Consider the following 20,979-nt stretch of genomic DNA (forward strand, 5'->3'; position numbering starts at 1 on the left):
GGCGGATCATGAAACAAACCGCGCCAAGTGACATCCTCTGCATCGGCAGCGTCCTCTGGGACGTGATCGGTCGCGCCGCAAGCCATATGCGGCAGGGTTCCGACGTGCCGGGCCGGATCACCCGCCTTCCCGGCGGTGTCGCCATGAACATCGCCATGACGCTGGCGCGGTTCGGCCTGCGCCCGGTCCTGCTCAGCGCCATCGGAAGAGACCCTGAAGGGGACGAGCTGATCGCTGCCTGCCGCAAGCTCGGCATGGAAACGGCGCAAGTCTACCGGTCCGAGGATCTGCCAACCGATCGCTATATGGCGGTCGAAGGCGCGAACGGGCTGATCGCGGCCATTGCCGACGCCCATTCCCTTGAAGAAGCCGGAGACAAGATCCTGCGCCCGCTGACCGGCGGCGCGCTCGGGTCCGAAGCGAACCCATATGAGGGAATCGTCGCGCTCGACGGCAACCTGACCAAGTCCCTGCTGGAAACCATCGCCCAGAGCCCGGCCTTTGCCCGTGCCGATCTGCGCGTGGCACCCGCCTCTCCCGGCAAGGCGGAACGGCTGCTGCCCTTTCTGTCGTCCGGACGCGCCACGCTTTACGTCAACCTCGAAGAGGCCGGCCTCCTCTGTCAGGACGAATTCCCCGATACCGAGGCCGCTGCCGCCGGCCTGCTGTCGCGCGGGGCCAATCGCGTGCTTGTCACCGATGGCGGACGCGCCGCGACCGAGGCCGATCAGGACCGGATGCTGACCCAGGTGCCGCCGCAGGTGCTGGTGACGCGGGTGACCGGCGCGGGCGATACATTCATGGCCGCCCATCTGGCGGCAGAACATGCGGGCGCGGATCGCAAAGCGGCGCTGGAAAGCGCCCTGCGTGCGGCCGCCCGATACGTCTCAGGAGAAATGCCGCTGTGATCGACATCACCAATTCCGCCGAAGTCCAGAGTGCCCGCGACGCGGGTACGCCCATCGTCGCGCTGGAAAGCACGATCATCACCCATGGCATGCCCTATCCGCAGAATATCGAGGTCGCCGCCGAGGTAGAACAGGACATCCGCGACAGCGGCGCGACCCCCGCCACCATTGTCGTGCTCGAAGGCCGCCTGCATGTCGGCCTGGAGAAGGACCAACTGGCGCGTCTGGGTCAGGCGAAAGACGTGGCCAAGCTCTCGCGCGCGGATATTGCCGCCTGTCTGGCCACCGGCGGCACCGGCGCAACCACCGTCGCTGCCACGATGATCGCCGCGCGGCTTGCGGGCATCGAGGTTTTTGCCACCGGCGGCATCGGCGGCGTCCATACCGGTGCCGAGCAGAGCTTTGACATCTCCGCCGACCTCCTGGAACTGGCCCAGACCCCCGTGACCGTCGTCGCCGCCGGACCGAAAGCGATCCTAGACATCCCCAAAACGCTCGAAGTGCTGGAAACGCAGGGCGTGCCGGTGATCTGCTACGGACAGGACAGCCTGCCCGCTTTCTGGTCCGCCAGTTCGCCCCATGCCGCGCCGCTGCGCATGGATGATCCCGAAACCATCGCGCGCGCGCATTTCCTGCGCGGGCAGATGGACCTTCCGGGTGGCCAGCTTGTCGCCAACCCGATCCTTGCAGAAGATGAAATTCCAGCAAGCGAACTGGCCCCCGTCATCGCACAGGCGCAGGCAGAGGCCGACGAACAGGGCGTCGCGGGCAAGGCGATCACGCCCTTCCTGCTACAACGCATCTTCGAGATCACAAAGGGCCGTTCGCTCACCGCCAATATCGCTCTGGTGCGCAACAACGCCCGGCTTGCTGCCCGTATCGCCATCGCGCTGAACAAAATTCGGGGCTAGGAGCCTCCGAAAGGGTCCGACCCATTGTCGCGCGGGTCAAGACTTCCTAACTTGCGCGCATATCTGGTGGAATTACGATGAACACCCCTTTCGACGACGACTCAAAACGCCGTAGCGGACGGATCGGTACCCTGCGGGCGTCATTCCTGACAGGGCTGGTCATCATTGCCCCCGTCGGCCTGACCATCTGGCTCATCTGGACCGTTATCGGCTGGATCGACGGTGTCGTTCTGCCGCTCGTGCCGCACGACCTCCGGCCCGAGCAATATATCGGGATCAACCTGCGCGGCGTCGGGGTGATCATCTTTCTGGTCTTCACCACCTTCATCGGCTTTGTCGGACGCGGGCTGATCGGGCGTTCGCTGATCCGCTGGGGCGAAAGCATCGTCGATCGCATGCCGGTCGTGCGCTCCGTCTATTCCGGCATCAAGCAGATCTCGGAAACCGTCTTTGCCCAGAGCGAACGCTCCTTCGAGAAAGCCTGCCTTATCCAGTACCCGCGCAAGGGCATCTGGGCGGTCGGATTCATTTCGACCACCGCCCGCGGCGAAGTGGCGGACCGCGCGGAAACCTCGGGCGAGCTGATGAGCATTTTCGTCCCTACCACGCCCAACCCGACCTCGGGTTTCCTGCTGTTCTTTCCGAAAGAGGACGTGATCGAGCTGGATATGAGCATCGAGGACGCGGCCAAGCTGGTAATCTCTGCCGGTCTCGTCTACCCGAATGGCAACAAAACCAACGGCCATTAGCCCCTAGCTGTACATCGCCGCCAAATCGATCGTCCCGCGTTCGTTGAGGTCGGACTTGTGATCTGCAAGGAACCGTTCGGTCATCGTGCGGCCCGCATGTTTCAGCTGGCTAATCACCAGCGGGTTCGGGATCAGCTTTGTCGCGACCGACAGATCATTCATCAGGTCATCATCCGAGATCATGTGCACCAGCACCCGCGACTTGTCGGTGCTGGTCAGCCGCCCTTCGTCCAGCAGCCGCTGCACGAAAGCGATGGCCCGCAATTCGCGCAGCAGCGACGAATTGAAACTGATCTCGTTGATCCGGTTCTGAATCTGCTGCGGGGTGATCGGCACCTGATCGCGCTCAAGCGGATTGATGTTCACGATGACGATATCGTCGGGCAGGTTCGACCCGAACAGCGGGAACAGCGCCGGATTGCCTGTATAGCCGCCATCCCAATAGGCCTCCCGCCGCCCGGTTTTCGGATCGTCGATCTCGACCGCCTGAAACATCGTCGGTAGGCAGGCCGAGGCAAGGATCGCATCTGTCGTGATCTCGTCATGGGTAAAGATGCGGATCTTGCCGGTGCGGACGGCCGTCGCGCAGATAAAAAGCTCCGGCCCCTCGTCGGCACAGACATTGTCGAAATTCAGCGCCTCGACAAGCGGCTGCACCGCATTGCGATAAAACGGACCGTAACTATAGGGCGAGATCGTGCGCGCCACCGCATCCGACCAAGCGTAAAGCGGCGACAGTTCCAGCGCCTGCGCGAGCGGCCCGACCGTCGCCGCCCTGAACCATTCAGCCATGCCCGGCAGATCGCTTGCCCCGACACCGTTCCAGATCGCATCGAGACTGGCGCGGGCCCCTTCGCGTCCTCCCGCGAGCATTCCCGCCTTGTAGGCGGCGCCGTTCAGCGCGCCGGCTGAGGTGCCGGAAATACCGGAAATCTCGATGTCTTCCTCGTCCAGAAACCGGTCTAGCACGCCCCATGTGAACGCCCCATGCGCACCGCCGCCCTGCAAGGCGAGATTGATCCGTTTGACAGCCATCGAGAGCCCCTTCACCTATGAAAACGCGGGATAATTATGTCAGGGTGCGACATAGCGCTCCTAACATTCATTATCGCGCATATGTGATTTTTGATTGAAACTGGTTCTGTTAGACCCAGATCGAGAAAACAGTAATTCGTACCTGTGAGGCCCCGAATGAGCAATCCGACCCGACGCCGATTTATTGCCACCGCCACCGCTTCCGCCGCGCTGATCCCGGCCGCGAAAGCATGGGCGGTCGAAATCGAAGATCCCAGTCTTACCCATGACGAAACCCTGGCGCCGGTCCGCCGCAACATCTCGAGCTTTTCGGCGCAGGACTGGCGCGACCACTTCGACTCGCTTGGCGTGGCCAGCATCGTGGCCGATACGACCTCGCGCGCGCTGCACTACTGGGATGCGACCGGCGAAGATTACCGGATTTACCCGACCTCTGTCCCGATGAGCGACGAGCTGACCAAGCGCGGCTATACCAAGATCGTGCGCAAGAAGGTCGGCCCCGACTGGACGCCGACCCCCAACATGCTCGAGCGTGACCCCGACCTGAAATACATGCCGCCGGGACCCGGCAACCCGCTGGGCACCCATGCCATGTATCTCGACTGGCCCGCCTACCTGATCCACGGCACCCATGACACCCGCAAGATCGGGCGCAGGTCGTCGAGCGGATGTATCGGGCTGTACAATCATTTCATCGCCGAACTCTTTGAAATCACGCCGGTCGGCACGCAGGTTCGCGTCATCTGACGCCCTCTCCCGCGCCTGGACATCCGGGCGCGGGGATATGCCCATCAGGGCGCGGGGATATGCCCATCAGGACGCGGTCCAGCCGCCATCGGCGCTGATTGTCGTCCCGGTGATCTGATCCGCAGCCGGTGAGCAGAGGAAAACCGCGATCCCGGCAATCTGTTCGACCGTCGCGAATTCCTTTGAAGGCTGCTTGGCAAGGATCACCTTTTCCACAGCCTCATCCTCAGAAATCCCGTATTCCTTGGCCGTGTCCGGAATCTGCTTTTCCACCAGCGGTGTCAGCACATAACCCGGGCAGATCGCGTTAACGGTGATCGATTCCTTCGCGGTTTCGAGTGCCGCGACCTTGGTCATGCCGACAACTCCGTGCTTGGCCGTCACATAGGCCGATTTGAATGGGCTGGCGCGCAATCCGTGGGCCGAAGCCACGTTAACCACCCGGCCCCAACCGGCCTTGCGCATCATCGGCAGCGCCGCCGCCATGGTGTGAAAGGTTGAATTCATGTTGATCGCGATGATCGCATCCCATTTATCCACCGGGAACTCGTCAATCGCGGCGACATGCTGGATACCGGCGTTGTTCACGAGGATATCGCAGGCCCCCGCCTCTTGCACCAGCTTGCGGCATTCGTCCCCCTTGGACATGTCTGCCTTGATGTAGCGGGCCGTAACGCCCGTTTCCTTGGCGATCTTCTCGGCCAGGGCGTGGTCTTCTTCGTTATCGGTAAATGAGTTCAGGACGACATTCGCTCCGGCGCGTGCCAGTTCCCACGCGATTCCCAGACCGATTCCCGAGTTCGACCCGGTGATGACGGCGGTTTTTCCCGACAGTGACATGGTGTTTCCTTCTCGTCAGATGATCACGGGCAGAGTTGCATGCTGCACATGCGAATTAAACGGCTAAATCCGAATAAGTGGCCGATGATGAATGGCCGGTTCGACCTGTCCGGACGATCTGCCGCAGGGGGCGGTGGTTCGGCCATTTTCAGCCGGTCGGCCCAATATATGCTGGTGAAGGCGCGCTGCCTGTGAAAAACGGCAGCCACGCGACGGTGAGGATTTCCCCCATGATTCCCGTCGCGGGAAAACCCGGATGACGCCAACCCGACGAGCTAGGGACAATGACGCGGATGCCGCAGGAAACGCAGGGATCAGGGGCAAAAAAAAAACGCCCGCACGAAGCGGGCGTTAAGTTATTGAGGCAGGTTTCATACAGGCAAGAAACCTATCGAGCAGTGCCCCTGTTATAAGCAATTCCGCAGCGGCATCCAAGCTAAAAGTTTGAAAAGACGTGAATCCCACGTTAGCCTTGTTGCCAATAATATAAGGCCAGAGCAGATTGTCGCCAAAATGAAGATCAATTATTTCCGCCGCTTCCCGGCGATCGGACGTGGTTTCGCCGCCGGAGTCGCGATGGGATTCGCAGGGGTGCTTACAGGCTCTCTGGCCGGTGCCGAGCCAAGCCATGGCATAGCTATGTATGGCGACCCTGCCCTGCCACCGGATTTTGTGTCGCTGCCTTATGCAAATCCAAATGCGCCCAAGGGCGGAAAAATCGTCTTCGGCAACACTGGCGGTTTCGATTCACTCAATCCGTTCGTCTCGAAAGGCACTTCGCCCTGGCAAATGCGTTTCTGGAGCTACGAGTCCCTCATGGGGCGATCCTGGGACGAACCTTTCACCCTTTACGGTCTTCTTGCCGAATCGATAGAAACGCCGCCCGACCGGTCATGGGTCGAATTCACCCTCCGCCCCGAGGCTCGATTCTCGGATGGCAGCCCCGTGACCGTCGAAGATGTGATCTGGTCTTATGAAATCCTCGGCGAGGAAGGACACCTGCGCTATCAGGGTTTTGCCGATCAGGTCGAAAGCATGGAGCAGACCGGCCCGCGCAGCCTGCGCATCACCTTCAATCGCGACGACCGTGAGTTGGCGCTCTTGGCCGGGATGCGCCCGATCCTCAAGAAAGCGCAATGGGAGGGCAAGGACTTCGCCAATGCGCCGCTCTCGGAAATTCCCATCGGTACAGGCCCTTACGTGGTGTCCGATTATCAGGCCGGGCGTCAGGTCCGGCTGGAACGCAACCCGGACTACTGGGGCAAGGATGTCCCGTTCCGACGCGGCACGATGAATTTCGACGAGATGGATATCGAATTCTTTGGCGATGGCGCGGTGCTCTTCGAAGCGTTCAAGGCCGGCACCCTGACGGTCGAGCGCGAATACAACGCCGAGAAATGGAACAGCCAGTACGATTTCCCCGCGATCCAGCGCGGCGATGTCATCAAGACCGAGATCAGGCATGGCCGCCCGACCGGCATGACCGGCTTTGTGATGAACACCCGTCGCGCGCCGCTGGATGACTGGCGCGTGCGCGAGGCGCTGCTGCTGGCCTTCAATTTCGAGTTCATCAACGACACGATGACCGGCGGCGAACAGGCCCGCATCCACTCCTATTTCGACAACTCCGAACTTGGGATGCGCCCCGGCCCAGCCGAAGGGCGCGTGCGCGAAATCCTGATGCCCTTTGCCGACAGCCTGCTGCCCGGCGCGCTTGAAGGATACGAGATGCCCGTCTCGGACGGCACCGCCCGCAACCGGTCGAACCTGCGCAAGGCCGCGGCCCTGCTGCAAGAGGCCGGCTGGGGTGTCGAAAACGGCCGCCGCGTCAATGCCGACGGTCAGCCGATGCATTTCAACGTCCTGCTGCGTCAGGGCGATACGCAGAACAGCTCGATCATGGATCTTTACGTTCGTGCGCTGGAACGGCTTGGGATCTCCGTGCGGGTCGATCTGGTGGACAATGCGCAATACACGGCGCGGGAATCCGAGCAGGATTTCGACATCACCTCGTTCCGCCGTGACCTGTCCCTGTCGCCGGGGAACGAGCAGCGACTTTACTGGGGCAGCAATACCGCCGACCGCCCCGGCACGCGAAACCTGATGGGGGTCGAGTCGCCCGCGCTGGACGCAGCAATCGACGCGATGCTGGTATCTGAAACGCGCGAGGATTTCATCTCGGCCGCCCGCGCGCTTGATCGGATCCTGACCAGCGGACGCTATGTCATCCCGCTCTGGCAATATGACGTGGACCGGATAGCCCATGCGAAGGAGTTGAAATTCCCCGACTATACGCCGGTTTACGGCGACAGGCCCGGCTTTTTGCCCGAGGTCTGGTGGTACGCCGAAGACTGACGCGGCCACCGGTTCGGCAAGGAATTGCCCTGCGACATTTGACCACACCCAGCACCACCGAAGGTACGTTAGCGTAAACTATCTTCTGCGGCACTGGGGAGGTCACCGTGATGAGGATGCAATGGGCTGAAATAGCCAGTGACTGGTGTATGTGGTCTGAACGAATTCATCATAGGTTTCCGCACCTCGATTCCGAGCAGATGAACCTGCTCTATCGGGACCGGAAATCGTTCGAGGCACATCTTGCCGCGACCCATAACCTTTCCCTGATCGAGGCACGCGAGGAAATCGACGATTTCCTCTATGTCGAAACACTTGCACGCGAGCTGTCCGGCATTTCGTCCCGGATGCAATAGCTCAGCTTAGCGACGTCACCCACAGGATCGTCGCGTCCTCGGGGCTGACCGAGATCACGTTATGCCCCATCGTTGCGTCGTAATAGGCGCTGTCACCGCGCCGCATTTCGATGACTTCGTAGAATTCAGTGTAAAGCCGGATCACCCCGGTCAGTACGTACAGAAACTCTTCGCCATCGTGACGCACCCAGCCGTCGAACTCCTTCATCGAGCGCGCGCGCACCCGGGTGCGATAGGGCAACATCTGCTTCTTGGTCAGGCTGTCGGCCAGAAGCTTGTGCTCGTAGGTCGCCGTGGCCAGCGGCTGTCCATCGTCTGACTTGGTCACCGCCATGCGCCCGTTCACCTGATCGCGCTGGGGCGGCGTGAACAGTTGCGGTACCGAAATCTGCAAGCCGGTCGCCAGCTTTTTCAACGCGTCATAGGTGGGCGACATCTGCCCGTTCTCGATCTTGGACAGGGTCGACCGCGCCAGCCCGGCCTGATTGGCGGCCTGTTCCAGCGTCCAGTCCCGTTCCTTGCGCAGCTCGCGCACCCGCGCCCCAAGATCGAGCGGTTCGGCTTCGATTTCCGCGCCCGACGCGTGGGCAATCTGAATCAGGGATTTCGGGTCTTTCGGTGTCATGGAAATGCTATAGGCCTGCGATCAAAGGCTTGCAACGGCGCTTGCATGCCCGCAGGCACCGGGCTAGCCAGCGCCATGCTTTCGATTTTCGACAAAGGCGCCTTTGCGCCCTGCCCCGCTCCTTTCAACATGGCCGCCCATGTGCTGGCCCGCGCACCCAAACTGGCGGACAAGGTCGCGCTTTCGGTGCTGGGGCCCGCCCGATCGACTGACTGGACATATGGCGCGCTCGAAGCCGCCGTGCGCGGCACCGGCACCGGCCTGCTTGAGGCTGGCATCGCACCCGGTGATATCGTTCTCATGCGGCTGGGCAATACGTTCGATTTCCCGATTGCCTACCTTGGCGCGATTGCCGCCGGGATCATCCCGGTGCCGACCTCGTCGCAACTGACCGAGCGCGAGACGCAGAAGATCGTCGATGACCTGAAACCGGCGGCCATCCTGCTGGACCCCGAGGTCGCCTGTCCGCCGCACCCCAACCGCATCACGCTCGACGGGTTGCGCGAGATGCGGGACCTGCCGCCCTGCGCCTATGCGATGGGCGATCCAGAGCGGCTTGGCTATATCGTCTATACCTCCGGCACCTCGGGCAATCCCCGCGCCGTGGCCCATGCCCATCGCGCGATCTGGGCTCGAAAGATGATGCATGATGGCTGGTATGCCCTGCGCGAGGATGACCGGCTGCTGCATGCGGGCGCGTTCAACTGGACCTATACGCTTGGCACCGGGCTGATGGACCCCTGGACCATTGGCGCGACCGCTTTGATCCCCGAACCCGGCACCGATCCGGCCCATCTGCCGTTGCGTCTGCGCCACCACAAAGCGAGTATTTTTGCAGCCGCGCCGGGCGTTTACCGCAAGTTCCTCAAGGACAACGCGCCGCTGAACCTGCCAGAATTGCGCCACGGGCTAAGCGCTGGAGAAAAGCTCTCACCCAGCTTGTCCGCCGCCTGGACGAGTGCCACCGGATGCGGGCTCTACGAGGCCTACGGCATGTCGGAATGTTCGACCTTCATCTCATCAAGTCCCGATCATCCGGCTCGCGGACAGGCGCTTGGCCAGCCTCAACAGGGGCGCAAGGTCGCCATCCTCGGCCCCGGCGGGCCGGTGGATCAGGGCGCGCCGGGCACCATTGCCGTTCACCGCAGCGACCCCGGTCTGATGCTCGGATACCTGAACGCTCCGGAAGAAACCGAGGCTCGCATGCAGGGTGACTGGTTCCTGACCGGTGATCAGGGCGCAATGGCTGCGGACGGGCAGATCACCTATCTGGGTCGCGACGACGACATGATGAACGCGGGCGGCTACCGGGTCTCTCCGCTCGAAGTCGAAGCGGCGCTGACCGGTTTTCCCGGCATCGACATGGTCGGCGTCACGGATGTCGAGATCAAGCAGGATACCCGCATCATCGTGGCATTCTACGCAGGCCCCGCCGAGATCGACGAACAAGCGCTGCGTGACTTTGCAGAACAGACGCTTGCGCGCTATAAACAACCCCGTGCCTTTGTTTACCTGCCTGAAATGCCCACCGGGGCGAATGGCAAATTGCTGCGTCGCGCCCTGAAACCGTATTTTGAAAGCACTGCCTCATGAGTGAAAAAACAGTTGCCCTCGACATCCTGTCCGACCCGATCTGCCCTTGGTGCTATATCGGCAAGGCCCATCTCGAGACGGCTCTGGCGGCAACGCCCGATCATCCCTTTGTGATCCAGTGGCACCCGTTCCAGCTTAACCCCGAGATGCCAGCCGAAGGCATGGACCGGCGCGCCTATCTCGAAGCCAAGTTCGGCGGCAAGGAAGGTGCAATCAAGGCCTATGCGCCCGTCGTGGAGCATGCGGAAAAAGCAGGGCTGAACATTAATTTCGAAGGTATCGCACGTACCCCCAACACGCTGGATGCGCACCGGCTGATCCACTGGGCAGGGATCGAGCGCAAACAGAACGAGGCGGTCAACGCGCTATTCAACGCCTATTTCGTCGAAGGCCGCGATATCGGAGATGCCGAAGTTCTGAGCGATATCGCCGACATGATCGGCATGGACGCCTCGGTCGTAAGCAAGCTGCTGGCATCCGACGCCGACCGCGATGACATCTCGCGCCGCGACAGCGAGGCACGCTCGATGGGCGTCACCTCGGTGCCCACCTTTATCGTGGCAGGCAAACACGCGGTTCCGGGCGCCCAGCCGCCGGATCTCTGGCAGAACGTCATCTCGGAACTTAAGGAACAGCTCGACGCATGAGACCGATCAGTGCCGCCACACTGATCGTAAGTCTGACGACAGTTGTGGCGGCGGGCACGGTCTTTTTTCACTTCATCGAAAGCTGGAGCTGGCTCGATTCCTATTTCTTCACCGTCGTCACCATTTCCACGGTCGGCTACGGTGAACTGGTGCCGCAGACGCCCGTCGGCAAGATCGGCACCACGGTCATTATCTTTTTCGGCCTTGGGATTTTCGCGATGGCGATCCAGCAATTCGCGGAATACCACATGCTGATCCGGACGCGCCGCCGTCGCAACAAGCTGTCGTCGAAAAACATCGAAATCGCCGAAAACGACGACACCGACCGGGGTTAAGAAAACTTTTCCGCACGGACACGCAGAATTGCCCCGCCGGCCATATGGTCCCCCTCGAAATTACATGCTACCGGCACGTACCTGAAGGAGTCACCCATGTCCCGCATGTCACGGCCAGAATTCATCGCGCTGATCGCGATGATGTTTGCAACTATCGCTTTCTCCGTCGATGCCATGCTCCCGGCGCTGCCCGAGATCAGTGAAGAACTCAGCCCGCTTGATCCCAACCGCGCCACGCTGATCATTACCGCATTCTTGGCTGGCATGGGGATCGGCACTTTTTTTGTCGGCCCGATGTCCGATGCGATGGGCCGCAAGCCGGTGATTGTCGGGGGCGCGGCCGTATATATCGTCGGCGCGGCCGTGGCCGGCACGGCTGAATCGCTTGAACTGGTGGTCGCCGCGCGGCTGTTGCAGGGCATCGGCGCTGCCGGTCCGCGGGTCGTAGCCATGGCGATCATGCGGGACATGTACAGCGGGCGCGTCATGGCGCGGATGCTCTCTATCGCCATGTCGATCTTTGTGATCTTTCCCGCGCTCGCCCCGATGATCGGCACCGGCATCATCTACCTGTTCAACTGGCGCGCGATCTTCGGGGCTTTTGTGCTTTTCTCGGCAGTTTCTGTCACATGGCTGCTGATCCGCCTGCCGGAATCCTTGCCCCCCGAAGCACGCCGCCCGATGCGTCTGCCCCTGATGTTCGGCGCCGTGCGCGAAATGGTCTCGCATCCGATGGTGCGGCTGTCGATCGTCGTCCAGACGCTCTGCCTTTCGATGATGTTCGCGATGATCGCCTCGGTTCAGCCGGTCTATGACCTGATCTACAACCGCAACGACGAATTCCCCTTCTGGTTCGCCGGTGTCGCGTTGGTTGCGGGTTGCGCGAGCATCCTCAACGCCTCGCTGGTGGAACGGCTTGGCATGCGCAAGCTGGTCACATGGACGCTAGCCGTCGAAATCCTGATGTCCATCGTGATGATCGTTGAATACGGGCTCGACCTGCCGGAATCCGTCGCCTTCGGCTTTTTCGTGTTTTGGCAGGCAACCGTGTTCTTCATGGTCGGCACCGCGATGGGCAACCTGAACGCGCTGGCGATGGAGCCGATGGGCCATATCGCGGGCATGGCCGCCTCGGTCATCGGGGCAATTTCGACCGTGCTCGGATCTATCATCGCCTCGCCTATCGGCCTGATGTTCAACGGCTCCATCCTGCCGCTGGCGCTGGGAATTTTCGTGCTCTCGACGCTTGGGTTCCTGCTGATGCTGCGCATGAGCAAGCTGGAAAGAACATTGACAGCAAAGCCACCCATGGCGGAACATGCGCAAAAGGCGTGAGGATTGACCATGACCGATGAAGATTACGGTTACGATCTCGGAACTTACAGCCTGCCGGTCCGCGCGGCGACACCCGAGGCGCAGCGATGGTTCGATCGGGGCCTGAACTGGACCTACGGCTTCAACCACGAGGAAGCCGTCGTCTGTTTCAAGAAAGCCATCGCCCATGATCCGGGCTGCGCCATGGCGCACTGGGGCGTCGCCTATGCCACGGGGCCCAATTACAACATGCCATGGGAGCTTTTCGATGAGAAATCCAGGGCAGAGGCGCTGGCCATCGCCTATGACGCCACGCAAGTCGCGCTGGAGCTCTGCAAGGACGGCCCCGCCCATGAAAAGGCGCTGATCTCCGCGCTTGCCGCCCGCTATCCTGAACGCGACCCTGTCGAGGATATGGAGGCTTGGAACCACGACTTTGCCGATGAGATGGCAAAGGTCCATGCGGCGATGCCCGACCAGCCCGATATCCGGTCGATCTATGTCGAGTCGCTGATGAATCTCACGCCCTGGCAGATGTGGGACCTCGCCAATGCCTGCCCGGCCCCGGGGGCCGAAACGGAAAAGGCGCAGGCGGTGCTCGAGGACGCGTTGGCCAATCATCCCGGCACCATGGAGCACCCGGGGCTGCTGCACCTCTACGTGCACCTGATGGAAATGTCGCCCTTCCCGGAAAAGGCTTTGTCCGCGGGGGATATCCTGCGCACGCTGGTGCCCGACGCGGGCCATCTGGTGCATATGCCGACCCATATCGACGTGCTCTGCGGCCATTACAAGGACGTGGTCTTCTGGAACCAAAAGGCCATCGAGGCCGACCTGAAGTATTTCAACCGCGAAGGCGCCTTCAACATCTACACCGGCTATCGCCAACACGACTACCACTTCGTCATTTACGGCGCGCTGTTCCTTGGCCAGATGGAACCGGCGCTCGAAGCCAATCGCGGCTTGCTCGCCACCACACCCGAAGAGTTGCTGCGCGTCGAATCCCCGCCCATGGCCGATTTCTTTGAAAGCTACATGGCGATGGAGCCGCATATCCTCATCCGCTTCGGCCGCTGGGAAGAGCTGATCGCGATGAAGCCGCCCGAAGATTGCGAGATCTGGCAGACCTGCATTGCAACCGTGCATTACGGCCGCGCACTGGCTTTTGCCGCCCTGGGCCGCGTGGCCGAGGCAGAGGCCGAGGAGCAGGTGTTCCTGGACGCCGCCGCGCGGATCCCCGACTCCCGCCTGATGCACAATAATCGCGTTGTCGACCTCATGGAGATTGCCAAGGCGATGCTGCGTGGGGAAATTGCCTATCGCAAGTCAGAGTTCGACGCGGCCTATGCCTTCCTGCGCAAGGCCATCGAGCTTGAAGACAACCTGCCCTATGACGAACCCTGGGGCTGGATGCAGCCCGTACGCCATGCGCTTGGCGCGCTGCTTTTCGAACAGGGTCATGTGGCCGAGGCGGAGAAGGCCTACCGTGAGGATCTCGGACTTGGCGGACAGCTGAGCCGCGCCACAGTGCATCCGGATAATGTCTGGAGCCTCAAAGGCTTGTACGACTGTCTGAAAGCGCGCGGAGAGACGGTCGAGATCGTGCAGATCCGCCAGCGGCTGGACCTCGCGCTGGCCCGTGCCGACCGGCGTGTCGGGGCATCCTGTTTCTGCGCGCAGGCCGCCATGGCCATACCCGCCTAAAATTCTGACCAGAATTTTCTTGGCCCCGGATCAGGCCTTGGACTTCTTCTCCTTGACCTTCATCGCCAGGTCGCGCGCGATCGCATAGGCGCCCTTGATCTTGTCGCTTTCCTTGGTCCAGTCCCGGCGCACCACGATCTTGTTATCCTTGACCTTGGCCATGCCCCGCTGGTCCTGAATAAATTCGACCAGCCCTTCGGGCGCGGAGAATTTGTCATTGTGGAACTGGATAGTGGCTCCCTTGGGCCCGCCGTCCAGCTTGGCGATCCCGGCGCGTTTGCACATCGCCTTGATCCGAACCACCAGCAACAGCGTATTCACCTCGCGCGGCAGCTTGCCGAACCGGTCGATCAGTTCCGCCGCAAACCCTTCAAGCTCGACCTTGGTGCTGAGCGAGGACAACCGACGGTAAAGCCCCAGACGCACATCGAGATCCGGCACGTAATCCTCGGGGATCAGCACCGCAACGCCAAGGTTGATCTGCGGCGCCCACTGCTCGTCAATTTCCGAAAGCCCGTCGATTTCCCCGGCCCGGATCTTGGCAATCGCCTCTTCCAGCATCGATTGGTACAGTTCATAGCCTACGTCGCGCATCTGGCCGGACTGTTCCTCACCCAACAGGTTCCCCGCGCCCCGAATGTCGAGATCCTGGCTGGCAAGGGTAAAGCCCGCGCCCAGCGTGTCGAGACTGCCGAGAACGCGCAGACGCTTTTCGGCGGTGGCGGTGAGCTTTTCGCGTGGTTTCGTCGTCAGGTAGGCATAGGCGCGGGTTTTCGAGCGCCCCACCCGTCCCCGGATCTGGTAAAGCTGCGCCAGTCCGAACATATCCGCGCGATGGATGATCATCGTGTTGGCCGTCGGGATATCCAGACCGGATTCCACTATGGTCGTCGCCAGCAGCACATCGTACTTGCCGTCGTAAAAGGCATTCATCCGGTCATCGAGATCGCCGGCCGCCATCTGCCCGTTAGCCACAATATAGCTAACCTCAGGCACCTGCTCCTTGAGGAATTCCTCGATCTCGGGCAGGTCCGATATGCGCGGCACCACGTAAAAACTCTGCCCGCCCCGGTAATGTTCGCGCAACAGCGCCTCGCGGATCGTCACCGCGTCGAATTCGCTCACATAGGTGCGGATCGCCAGCCGGTCCACCGGCGGCGTGCCGATAATCGACAGGTCCCGCACGCCCGAAAGCGACAGTTGCAGCGTCCGTGGAATCGGCGTCGCGGTCAGCGTCAGAACGTGAATATCGGTGCGGAGTTGCTTCAGTCGTTCCTTGTGGGACACGCCGAAATGCTGTTCCTCGTCTATGATCAGCAGCCCGAGGTTCTGAAACCGGATCCCCTTGGCCAAAAGCGCATGGGTGCCGATCACGATGTCCACGGTGCCCCGCGCAATCCCGTCGCGCGTGGCCTGCGCCTCCTTGGCGCTCACGAACCGGCTAAGCTGACGCACGTTCAGCGGAAAGCCCCGGAAACGCTTGGCAAAACTTGCATAATGCTGCCGCGCCAAAAGCGTCGTGGGGGCGATCAACGCCACCTGCGTGCCAGACATGGCCGCGACAAAGGCGGCGCGCATCGCGACCTCGGTCTTGCCGAAACCCACGTCGCCGCAGATCAGCCGGTCCATCGGCTGTCCCGAGCCCATGTCGTCGAGCACATCGCCGATGGCGCGCAGCTGGTCATCGGTTTCCTCGTAAGGAAAGCGCGCGGAGAATGCCTCCCAGGCGTGATGTTCCGGCTCAAGCACCGGAGCGGTGCGCAGTGCCCGTTCTGCCGCGACGCGGATCAGCCGGTCGGCCATCTCGCGGATACGTTCCTTGAGCCGCGCTTTCTTGGCCTGCCATGCGCCGCCGCCCAACCGGTCGAGAAGCCCCTCTTCGTGACCGTATTTCGACAGCAGCTCGATATTCTCGACCGGCAGGTAAAGCCTTGCGTTTTCGGCATATTCCAGCAGCAGGCATTCATGGGCCGCGCCCGCCGCCGTGATCACCTCAAGCCCCTGATAGCGCCCGATCCCGTGGTCCACATGCACGACCAGATCGCCGGGCACGAGGCTCTGGGTTTCCGTCAGGAAATTCTCGGCCTTGCGCTTCCTGCGGGCCGTGCGGATCAGCCGGTCGCCCAGCACATCCTGCTCGGAGATGACCGTCAGCCCTTCGGTCTCGAACCCATGATCCAGCGGCCAGACCGCAAGGTGCAGGCCATTCTTGCCAATACGCGTGCCGTTCGGGATCGGGATGACCTCGACCAGACCTTCGTCCTCGATCAGGCCGGTCAGGCGCTCCCGCGCACCTTCAGAATAGGACGCGACTACCACCGGCCCATGCGCCATGCGCGCTTTGATATGAGCCGCCAGCGCCTCGAAGACCGAAACGTGTTCTTGCTGGCGCTCGGGCGCAAAATTGCGACCGATCCGTCCGCCGGCGTCGATCACGCCCGGCCCGGTCGCCTGCGGCAGCGCCGCGAATTGCAGCACGCGATGGCTGGCGACAGCCTTGGTCCACGCCGCGTCGTCCAGATAGAGTAGATCCGGTGGCGCCGGTTTGTAAACGCTGTCGAGCCGGGATTTCTGCTGCATCGCCAGTTTGCGCGTTTCATACTGGTCCGCGATGCTTTCCCACCGGGCCAGACGGCTGGGGGTTGACTGTTCATCCAGCGTGATCGACGTATCCGGCAGGTAATCGAACAGGGTTTCCAGCTTTTCGTGGAAGAACGGCAGCCAGTGTTCGATGCCCTGATGCTTGCGCCCGGCGCTGACCGCCTCGTAGAGCGGATCGTCCGTTCCCGCCGCGCCGAATTCGATGCGATAGCTCTGACGGAACCGGGTGATCGCCGCCTCATCAAGGATCACCTCGGACACGGGCGCGAGTTCGATCACATCGAGCTTTTCCGTCGTGCGCTGGCTCGCCGGATCAAAGCGGCGCGCCCCGTCGAGCACGTCGCCAAATAGGTCAAGCCGCACCGGACCGCTCTCGCCCGGCGGATAGATGTCGATGATGCCGCCGCGGATCGCATAATCGCCCGGCTCCATCACGGTCGGGCTTTGGGTGAACCCCATGCGCACAAGGAAATTGCGCAATCCTTCTTCGTCGATCCGGTCACCGACCCGCGCCGAAAACGCCGCCTCGCGCAGGACCGAACGCGCTGGCACCCGCTGGGTGGCCGCATTCAGCGTCGTCAGCAGGACAAACTGCTTGGGCAGCTGGTGCACCAGCGCCGCCAGTGTCGCCATGCGCGCCGCCGAAATATCGGCATTGGGCGAAACACGGTCATAGGGCAGGCAATCCCAGCTTGGAAACGTCAGCACCGGCATGTCCGGCGCGTAAAAAGCCAGCGCCGAGGCCATCGCCGCAAGCCGCTTGTCGTCGCGGGCCACATGCATGACGGGCCGGTTCTTGCGCGCGATTTCGTCAAGGATCAGACGCGCGTCGAAACCTTCGGGCGCGCCGCTCACTGTGATATGGTCAGGTGACGACATGGATCTGCCTGTGCTGGTTGCGACGCCGGATCAGAGCACGCCGATGGAAATATTCTGGTACATGCCCCACAGGGCAGTTACGAAAATCGAAAGCGTGCCGATCATCTGCGTATAAATTCTGTGCCTTGTCAGACGCTTGCAGAGCAATTCTCCTGTGGATTGTTCCACCTCGATCAGACGGGCCGTCGACAGGCTCAGCAGCCCGACCAAGGACATGGGAAAGCCCAGAAGGAACAGCGCCTGCGCGAATTCGATACGGTAGTAGAACCCCAGCACCGCGAGGCCCGACAGGATAAAGCAGCCAAGACCAAGCAGCCAGAGCCCCGAAACACGCGCGATGTAAAGCAGCCGGTTGACGTTGACGCGGGCAATATCCTCAAGATCCGCGACCGCCTGACCCTGATGGCGACGGGCACGCGTGACCATGTCATAGGGCACGCCAAGCACCCAGTGGCTCGTTGTGGACCAGACGACGGCAAGGGCGATCCAGAACCAGAGATTTGAAAAGGATCGCATATCGATCAGCTCGAATATCGAGGTGTACCAATCCAATCGTATCGCCCTTTTCTTCGATTTCTTGCCCGGCCTCGGGTTCGCCCCCGCTGTTTCCCTTGTGGGGGGTCGGCAATCCATGCCACCCAATAGCAAATTGTGCAAGGAGACCCTGCCATGAAACCCGTTGCCGCCGCCTTTCCAACCGCCCGTTTCCGTCGGGTGCGACAATCTCCCGCTCTCCGCGGTCTCGTGCGCGAAACGCTTCTGTCATCGGACGACCTGATCTGGCCGGTCTTCGTGCGCGAAGGCAAGGGTGAGGTCGAGCCGGTCGCGTCGATGCCGGGCGTGTTCCGCCGCAGCGTCGACAAGATTGCCGAAGCCGCCCGCGAAGCCTATGATCTGGGTGTCTCCGCGATCTGCATCTTTCCCTATACCCCGCTCGAGGCCCGCACCGAAGACTGCGCCGAGGCGTGGAACCCCGACAATATCGCCAACAGGGCGATCCGCGCCGTGAAAGAAACCGTCCCAGAGATGGCGGTGATGACCGACGTGGCGCTCGACCCGTATAATATCAACGGCCATGACGGTTTCGTGGTCGACGGCCAGATCGTCAACGACCGCACGGTCGAGGCGCTGGTCAAGATGACACTTGCCCAGGCCGAAGCCGGTGCCGATATCATCGGCCCTTCGGACATGATGGACGGGCGTATCGGCGCGATGCGCGGCGCGTTGGAAAGCGAAGGGCATCAGAACGTTACGATCCTCAGCTACAGCGCGAAATACGCCAGCGCCTATTACGGGCCATTCCGGGACGCAGTCGGAGCAAGCGGCGCGCTGACCGGCGACAAGAAGACCTACCAGATGGACGTGGCGAATTCCGACGAGGCCATGCGCCTGATCCAGCGCGACCTGAACGAAGGTGCCGACATGGTCATGGTCAAGCCCGGCACCCCCTATCTTGATATCTGCCGCCGCGCCAAGGACATGTTCGGCGTCCCGACCTTTGCCTATCAGGTCAGCGGAGAATACGCGATGATCAAGGCCGCCGCGCAGAACGGCTGGATCGACGGCGAAAAGATCATGATGGAAAGCCTCATCGGCTTCAAACGCGCAGGCTGTGACGGCGTCTTGACATATTTCGCCCCCGAAGCGGCGCGCATCCTCAATACCTAGCGCCTTATTTTCGCCAGCAATGATGTGATTAGAAACAAACTGTCCACGTCAGCATTACCTATTGCCACAAACAAAACACAATTTAAATCGATTAAGGAGAAAGTATGTCGTAACTAGGTTCACAGTATGAGCGGATTGGGTCACTCCATTATTTCAGTATTGGCCAGTGGGGATGCCCGGATCGACGGGCTTCTCTATGAATCCGCGTGGGCCGATAACAAGGTGACCTACGCCTTCCCCGCCGGCATGTCGCTGGCGGCCGCGCCCTATGGCGCGGGCGAGGCCGAGGGCATCTTTTCTGCATCCGGAGACATGCAATCCGTCGTGGCCTATGCGCTCGATGCCGACAACGGTCTCGCCGAACAGGCCGGTTTCGCGGTCAGCGGTTTTACCCAGCTTGAAATCATCCAGACCGTTTCCGACGGCTCGGCTCATATCAACGTGGCCCAGACCTCGGAAGACCCTTATAATTTCAACACCGCCTGGGGCTATTTTCCCTCGACCAGCGCGACGGCGGGCGATGTCTGGCTGACCAACAAGGTTTATAACTACGCGGATCAGGCGCCGGGCCAGTATGCCCATGTCATCCTGCAACATGAACTCGGACATGTGCTGGGCCTCGATCACGGCCATTCCGAAACAGCGCATGGCACGGTCCCCACGGAATATGACACGATGGAATACTCCATCATGACTTACCGCTCTTACGAGGGCGCCGACGCGCTTCGCTATTACAATCACAGCGACGGTTACGCGCAAAGCTGGATGATGCTCGACATTGCCGCGCTTCAGCACCTTTATGGCGCGGATTTCGACGCCAATGCCGGGGACACGGTCTATCGCTGGGACCCCGAAAAGGGCGAGACCATGATCGACGGCAAGGCAGCGATCGCACCGGCCACGAATAAGATCTTTGCCACCATCTGGGACGGCAACGGCACCGACACCTACGACCTCAGCGCCTATCGCAAGCCGGTCGACGTCGATCTCGCGCCCGGCGGGCATTCCCTGTTCAGCCTCGATCAGGCTGCGGGGCTGGGCAATGGCAATTACGCCTCCGGAAACATCTATAATGCACTGCAATACGACGGCGATGACCGGTCGCTGATCGAAAACGCCATCGGCGGCCGTGGCGACGACACGATCTCTGGCAACAGCGCCGATAACCGGCTCAAGGGCAACTCGGGCAAGGACGAACTCTTTGGTTTAGACGGGCGCGACAAGCTGATCGGCAACGGCGGCAGAGATATTCTCGACGGTGGCAATGCCCGCGACAAGCTGATCGGCGGCGGCGGCAAGGATACCCTCATCGGCGGAAATGGCCGCGACGTTCTGCGCGGCGGCAACGGCGATGACACGCTGATCGGCAACGCGGGCCGCGACAAAATGATCGGCATGAAAGGCGCGGACACCTTCCTGTTTCTGACACCCGACGACAGCGGCACCACGCGCAAATCTGTAGACCGCATCATCAACTTCTCCAGCGGCGAGGACATGATGGATTTCACCGCCCTGTCCGCCGCCTCGGTCGATTACGAGGACACGGGAAAAAAGTCGTTCAGCGTTTTTATCGACATCGACGGCGATGGCTCCGCCGACATGCAGGTCGATCTGCTGAGAACTGACGCCTTCGGCGACGGCGATTTCCTGTTCTGATCGCCACCTCAACGGCTACTATAGATAGCGGGTCACAGCGATTTCCCGCGCAATAT

Annotated in this window: 18 protein-coding genes; 13 read left to right on the plus strand and 5 right to left on the minus strand. The window is 61.4% G+C overall.

Features of this window, described 5'->3' with window-relative positions; all coding sequences use genetic code 11:
- Nucleotides 1-8: 8 nt before the first annotated feature.
- From MF268_RS00270 to MF268_RS00280, 3 genes are all read left to right on the plus strand, one after another.
- Entirely contained in the window at nt 9-908 is a 900-nt protein-coding gene (locus MF268_RS00270; protein ID WP_238368917.1) for a PfkB family carbohydrate kinase, read from the plus strand.
- Entirely contained in the window at nt 905-1,819 is a 915-nt protein-coding gene (locus tag MF268_RS00275) for a pseudouridine-5'-phosphate glycosidase (protein ID WP_238368918.1), read from the plus strand. The genes MF268_RS00270 and MF268_RS00275 overlap by 4 nt, the downstream gene beginning before the upstream one ends.
- Before the next feature lie 77 nt (nt 1,820-1,896).
- Nucleotides 1,897-2,568 carry a DUF502 domain-containing protein gene (locus MF268_RS00280; RefSeq protein ID WP_238368919.1) on the plus strand — a complete coding sequence of 224 codons (672 nt, stop codon included), beginning with the start codon at nt 1,897-1,899 and terminating at the stop codon, nt 2,566-2,568.
- 3 nt (nt 2,569-2,571) lie between these two features.
- On the opposite strand, the gene MF268_RS00285 is transcribed toward MF268_RS00280, so the two are convergent.
- On the minus strand, nt 2,572-3,603 hold the full coding sequence (locus MF268_RS00285; RefSeq protein WP_238368920.1) for a patatin-like phospholipase family protein: 1,032 nt from the start codon (nt 3,601-3,603) through the stop codon (nt 2,572-2,574).
- Nucleotides 3,604-3,759: 156 nt separating this feature from the next.
- Here MF268_RS00285 and MF268_RS00290 point away from each other — a divergent pair, with 156 nt between their 5' ends.
- Nucleotides 3,760-4,350, plus strand: coding sequence for a L,D-transpeptidase (locus tag MF268_RS00290; RefSeq protein ID WP_238368921.1), 591 nt, complete (start codon nt 3,760-3,762; stop codon nt 4,348-4,350).
- A gap of 66 nt (nt 4,351-4,416) precedes the next feature.
- Here the strand turns inward: MF268_RS00290 and MF268_RS00295 are convergent, their stop codons facing one another.
- Nucleotides 4,417-5,190: a 3-hydroxybutyrate dehydrogenase gene (locus MF268_RS00295; RefSeq protein WP_238368922.1), complete on the minus strand. Its 774-nt coding sequence runs from the start codon at nt 5,188-5,190 to the stop codon at nt 4,417-4,419.
- A 513-nt stretch (nt 5,191-5,703) separates the two neighbouring features.
- Between MF268_RS00295 and MF268_RS00300 the strand changes: the two genes are divergently transcribed.
- Together MF268_RS00300 and MF268_RS00305 are read left to right on the plus strand one after the other, a co-directional pair.
- The gene (locus MF268_RS00300; protein ID WP_238368923.1) at nt 5,704-7,545 is read left to right on the plus strand and encodes an extracellular solute-binding protein; all 1,842 of its coding nucleotides are present in this window, start codon (nt 5,704-5,706) and stop codon (nt 7,543-7,545) included.
- Nucleotides 7,546-7,694: 149 nt separating this feature from the next.
- Nucleotides 7,695-7,901 carry a hypothetical protein gene (locus tag MF268_RS00305; RefSeq protein WP_233145698.1) on the plus strand — a complete coding sequence of 69 codons (207 nt, stop codon included), beginning with the start codon at nt 7,695-7,697 and terminating at the stop codon, nt 7,899-7,901.
- A 1-nt stretch (nt 7,902) separates the two neighbouring features.
- On the opposite strand, the gene MF268_RS00310 is transcribed toward MF268_RS00305, so the two are convergent.
- Nucleotides 7,903-8,526 carry a helix-turn-helix domain-containing protein gene (locus MF268_RS00310; RefSeq protein WP_238368924.1) on the minus strand — a complete coding sequence of 208 codons (624 nt, stop codon included), beginning with the start codon at nt 8,524-8,526 and terminating at the stop codon, nt 7,903-7,905.
- 75 nt (nt 8,527-8,601) lie between these two features.
- Here MF268_RS00310 and MF268_RS00315 point away from each other — a divergent pair, with 75 nt between their 5' ends.
- The 5 genes from MF268_RS00315 to MF268_RS00335 all read left to right on the plus strand — a co-directional run bounded on the left by MF268_RS00315 (nt 8,602) and on the right by MF268_RS00335 (nt 14,119).
- Nucleotides 8,602-10,119: a class I adenylate-forming enzyme family protein gene (locus tag MF268_RS00315; RefSeq protein WP_238369527.1), complete on the plus strand. Its 1,518-nt coding sequence runs from the start codon at nt 8,602-8,604 to the stop codon at nt 10,117-10,119.
- Nucleotides 10,116-10,766 carry a DsbA family oxidoreductase gene (locus tag MF268_RS00320; RefSeq protein WP_238368925.1) on the plus strand — a complete coding sequence of 217 codons (651 nt, stop codon included), beginning with the start codon at nt 10,116-10,118 and terminating at the stop codon, nt 10,764-10,766. Before MF268_RS00315 ends, MF268_RS00320 begins: the two co-directional genes overlap by 4 nt.
- Nucleotides 10,763-11,101 carry a potassium channel family protein gene (locus MF268_RS00325; RefSeq protein WP_238368926.1) on the plus strand — a complete coding sequence of 113 codons (339 nt, stop codon included), beginning with the start codon at nt 10,763-10,765 and terminating at the stop codon, nt 11,099-11,101. Before MF268_RS00320 ends, MF268_RS00325 begins: the two co-directional genes overlap by 4 nt.
- A 105-nt stretch (nt 11,102-11,206) precedes the next feature.
- Nucleotides 11,207-12,436, plus strand: a complete 1,230-nt coding sequence (locus MF268_RS00330; protein ID WP_238369528.1) for a multidrug effflux MFS transporter — start codon at nt 11,207-11,209, stop codon at nt 12,434-12,436.
- Nucleotides 12,437-12,445: 9 nt separating this feature from the next.
- Nucleotides 12,446-14,119 carry a tetratricopeptide repeat protein gene (locus MF268_RS00335; RefSeq protein WP_238368927.1) on the plus strand — a complete coding sequence of 558 codons (1,674 nt, stop codon included), beginning with the start codon at nt 12,446-12,448 and terminating at the stop codon, nt 14,117-14,119.
- Nucleotides 14,120-14,149: 30 nt separating this feature from the next.
- On the opposite strand, the gene mfd is transcribed toward MF268_RS00335, so the two are convergent.
- A complete protein-coding gene (gene mfd, locus MF268_RS00340; protein ID WP_238368928.1) occupies nt 14,150-17,599 on the minus strand; it encodes a transcription-repair coupling factor in 3,450 nt (1,149 codons plus the stop codon).
- A 30-nt stretch (nt 17,600-17,629) separates the two neighbouring features.
- Complete coding sequence (locus MF268_RS00345) at nt 17,630-18,151, minus strand: component of SufBCD complex (protein ID WP_238368929.1); 522 nt, start codon at nt 18,149-18,151, stop codon at nt 17,630-17,632.
- A 117-nt stretch (nt 18,152-18,268) separates the two neighbouring features.
- Between MF268_RS00345 and hemB the strand changes: the two genes are divergently transcribed.
- A complete protein-coding gene (gene hemB, locus MF268_RS00350) occupies nt 18,269-19,267 on the plus strand; it encodes a porphobilinogen synthase (protein ID WP_238368930.1) in 999 nt (332 codons plus the stop codon).
- A gap of 126 nt (nt 19,268-19,393) precedes the next feature.
- Complete coding sequence (locus MF268_RS00355; protein ID WP_238368931.1) at nt 19,394-20,923, plus strand: M10 family metallopeptidase C-terminal domain-containing protein; 1,530 nt, start codon at nt 19,394-19,396, stop codon at nt 20,921-20,923.
- Nucleotides 20,924-20,979 lie beyond the last annotated feature (56 nt).

The sequence above is a fragment of the Heliomarina baculiformis genome (assembly GCF_019966545.1).
Classification (GTDB): domain Bacteria; phylum Pseudomonadota; class Alphaproteobacteria; order Rhodobacterales; family Rhodobacteraceae; genus Heliomarina; species Heliomarina baculiformis.

What these genes read in the sequence shown, in the direction of transcription:
- MF268_RS00290 (WP_238368921.1), top strand. Translation starts at nt 3,760, where the DNA reads ATGAGCAATCCGACCCGACGCCGATTTATTGCCACCGCCACCGCTTCC.
- MF268_RS00295 (WP_238368922.1), bottom strand. Translation starts at nt 5,190, where the DNA reads ATGTCACTGTCGGGAAAAACCGCCGTCATCACCGGGTCGAACTCGGGA.
- MF268_RS00285 (WP_238368920.1), bottom strand. Translation starts at nt 3,603, where the DNA reads ATGGCTGTCAAACGGATCAATCTCGCCTTGCAGGGCGGCGGTGCGCAT.
- hemB (WP_238368930.1), top strand. Translation starts at nt 18,269, where the DNA reads ATGAAACCCGTTGCCGCCGCCTTTCCAACCGCCCGTTTCCGTCGGGTG.
- MF268_RS00320 (WP_238368925.1), top strand. Translation starts at nt 10,116, where the DNA reads ATGAGTGAAAAAACAGTTGCCCTCGACATCCTGTCCGACCCGATCTGC.
- MF268_RS00315 (WP_238369527.1), top strand. Translation starts at nt 8,602, where the DNA reads ATGCTTTCGATTTTCGACAAAGGCGCCTTTGCGCCCTGCCCCGCTCCT.
- MF268_RS00330 (WP_238369528.1), top strand. Translation starts at nt 11,207, where the DNA reads ATGTCACGGCCAGAATTCATCGCGCTGATCGCGATGATGTTTGCAACT.
- MF268_RS00270 (WP_238368917.1), top strand. Translation starts at nt 9, where the DNA reads ATGAAACAAACCGCGCCAAGTGACATCCTCTGCATCGGCAGCGTCCTC.
- MF268_RS00300 (WP_238368923.1), top strand. Translation starts at nt 5,704, where the DNA reads ATGAAGATCAATTATTTCCGCCGCTTCCCGGCGATCGGACGTGGTTTC.
- MF268_RS00355 (WP_238368931.1), top strand. Translation starts at nt 19,394, where the DNA reads ATGAGCGGATTGGGTCACTCCATTATTTCAGTATTGGCCAGTGGGGAT.
- MF268_RS00325 (WP_238368926.1), top strand. Translation starts at nt 10,763, where the DNA reads ATGAGACCGATCAGTGCCGCCACACTGATCGTAAGTCTGACGACAGTT.
- MF268_RS00335 (WP_238368927.1), top strand. Translation starts at nt 12,446, where the DNA reads ATGACCGATGAAGATTACGGTTACGATCTCGGAACTTACAGCCTGCCG.
- MF268_RS00305 (WP_233145698.1), top strand. Translation starts at nt 7,695, where the DNA reads ATGTGGTCTGAACGAATTCATCATAGGTTTCCGCACCTCGATTCCGAG.
- mfd (WP_238368928.1), bottom strand. Translation starts at nt 17,599, where the DNA reads ATGTCGTCACCTGACCATATCACAGTGAGCGGCGCGCCCGAAGGTTTC.
- MF268_RS00310 (WP_238368924.1), bottom strand. Translation starts at nt 8,526, where the DNA reads ATGACACCGAAAGACCCGAAATCCCTGATTCAGATTGCCCACGCGTCG.
- MF268_RS00280 (WP_238368919.1), top strand. Translation starts at nt 1,897, where the DNA reads ATGAACACCCCTTTCGACGACGACTCAAAACGCCGTAGCGGACGGATC.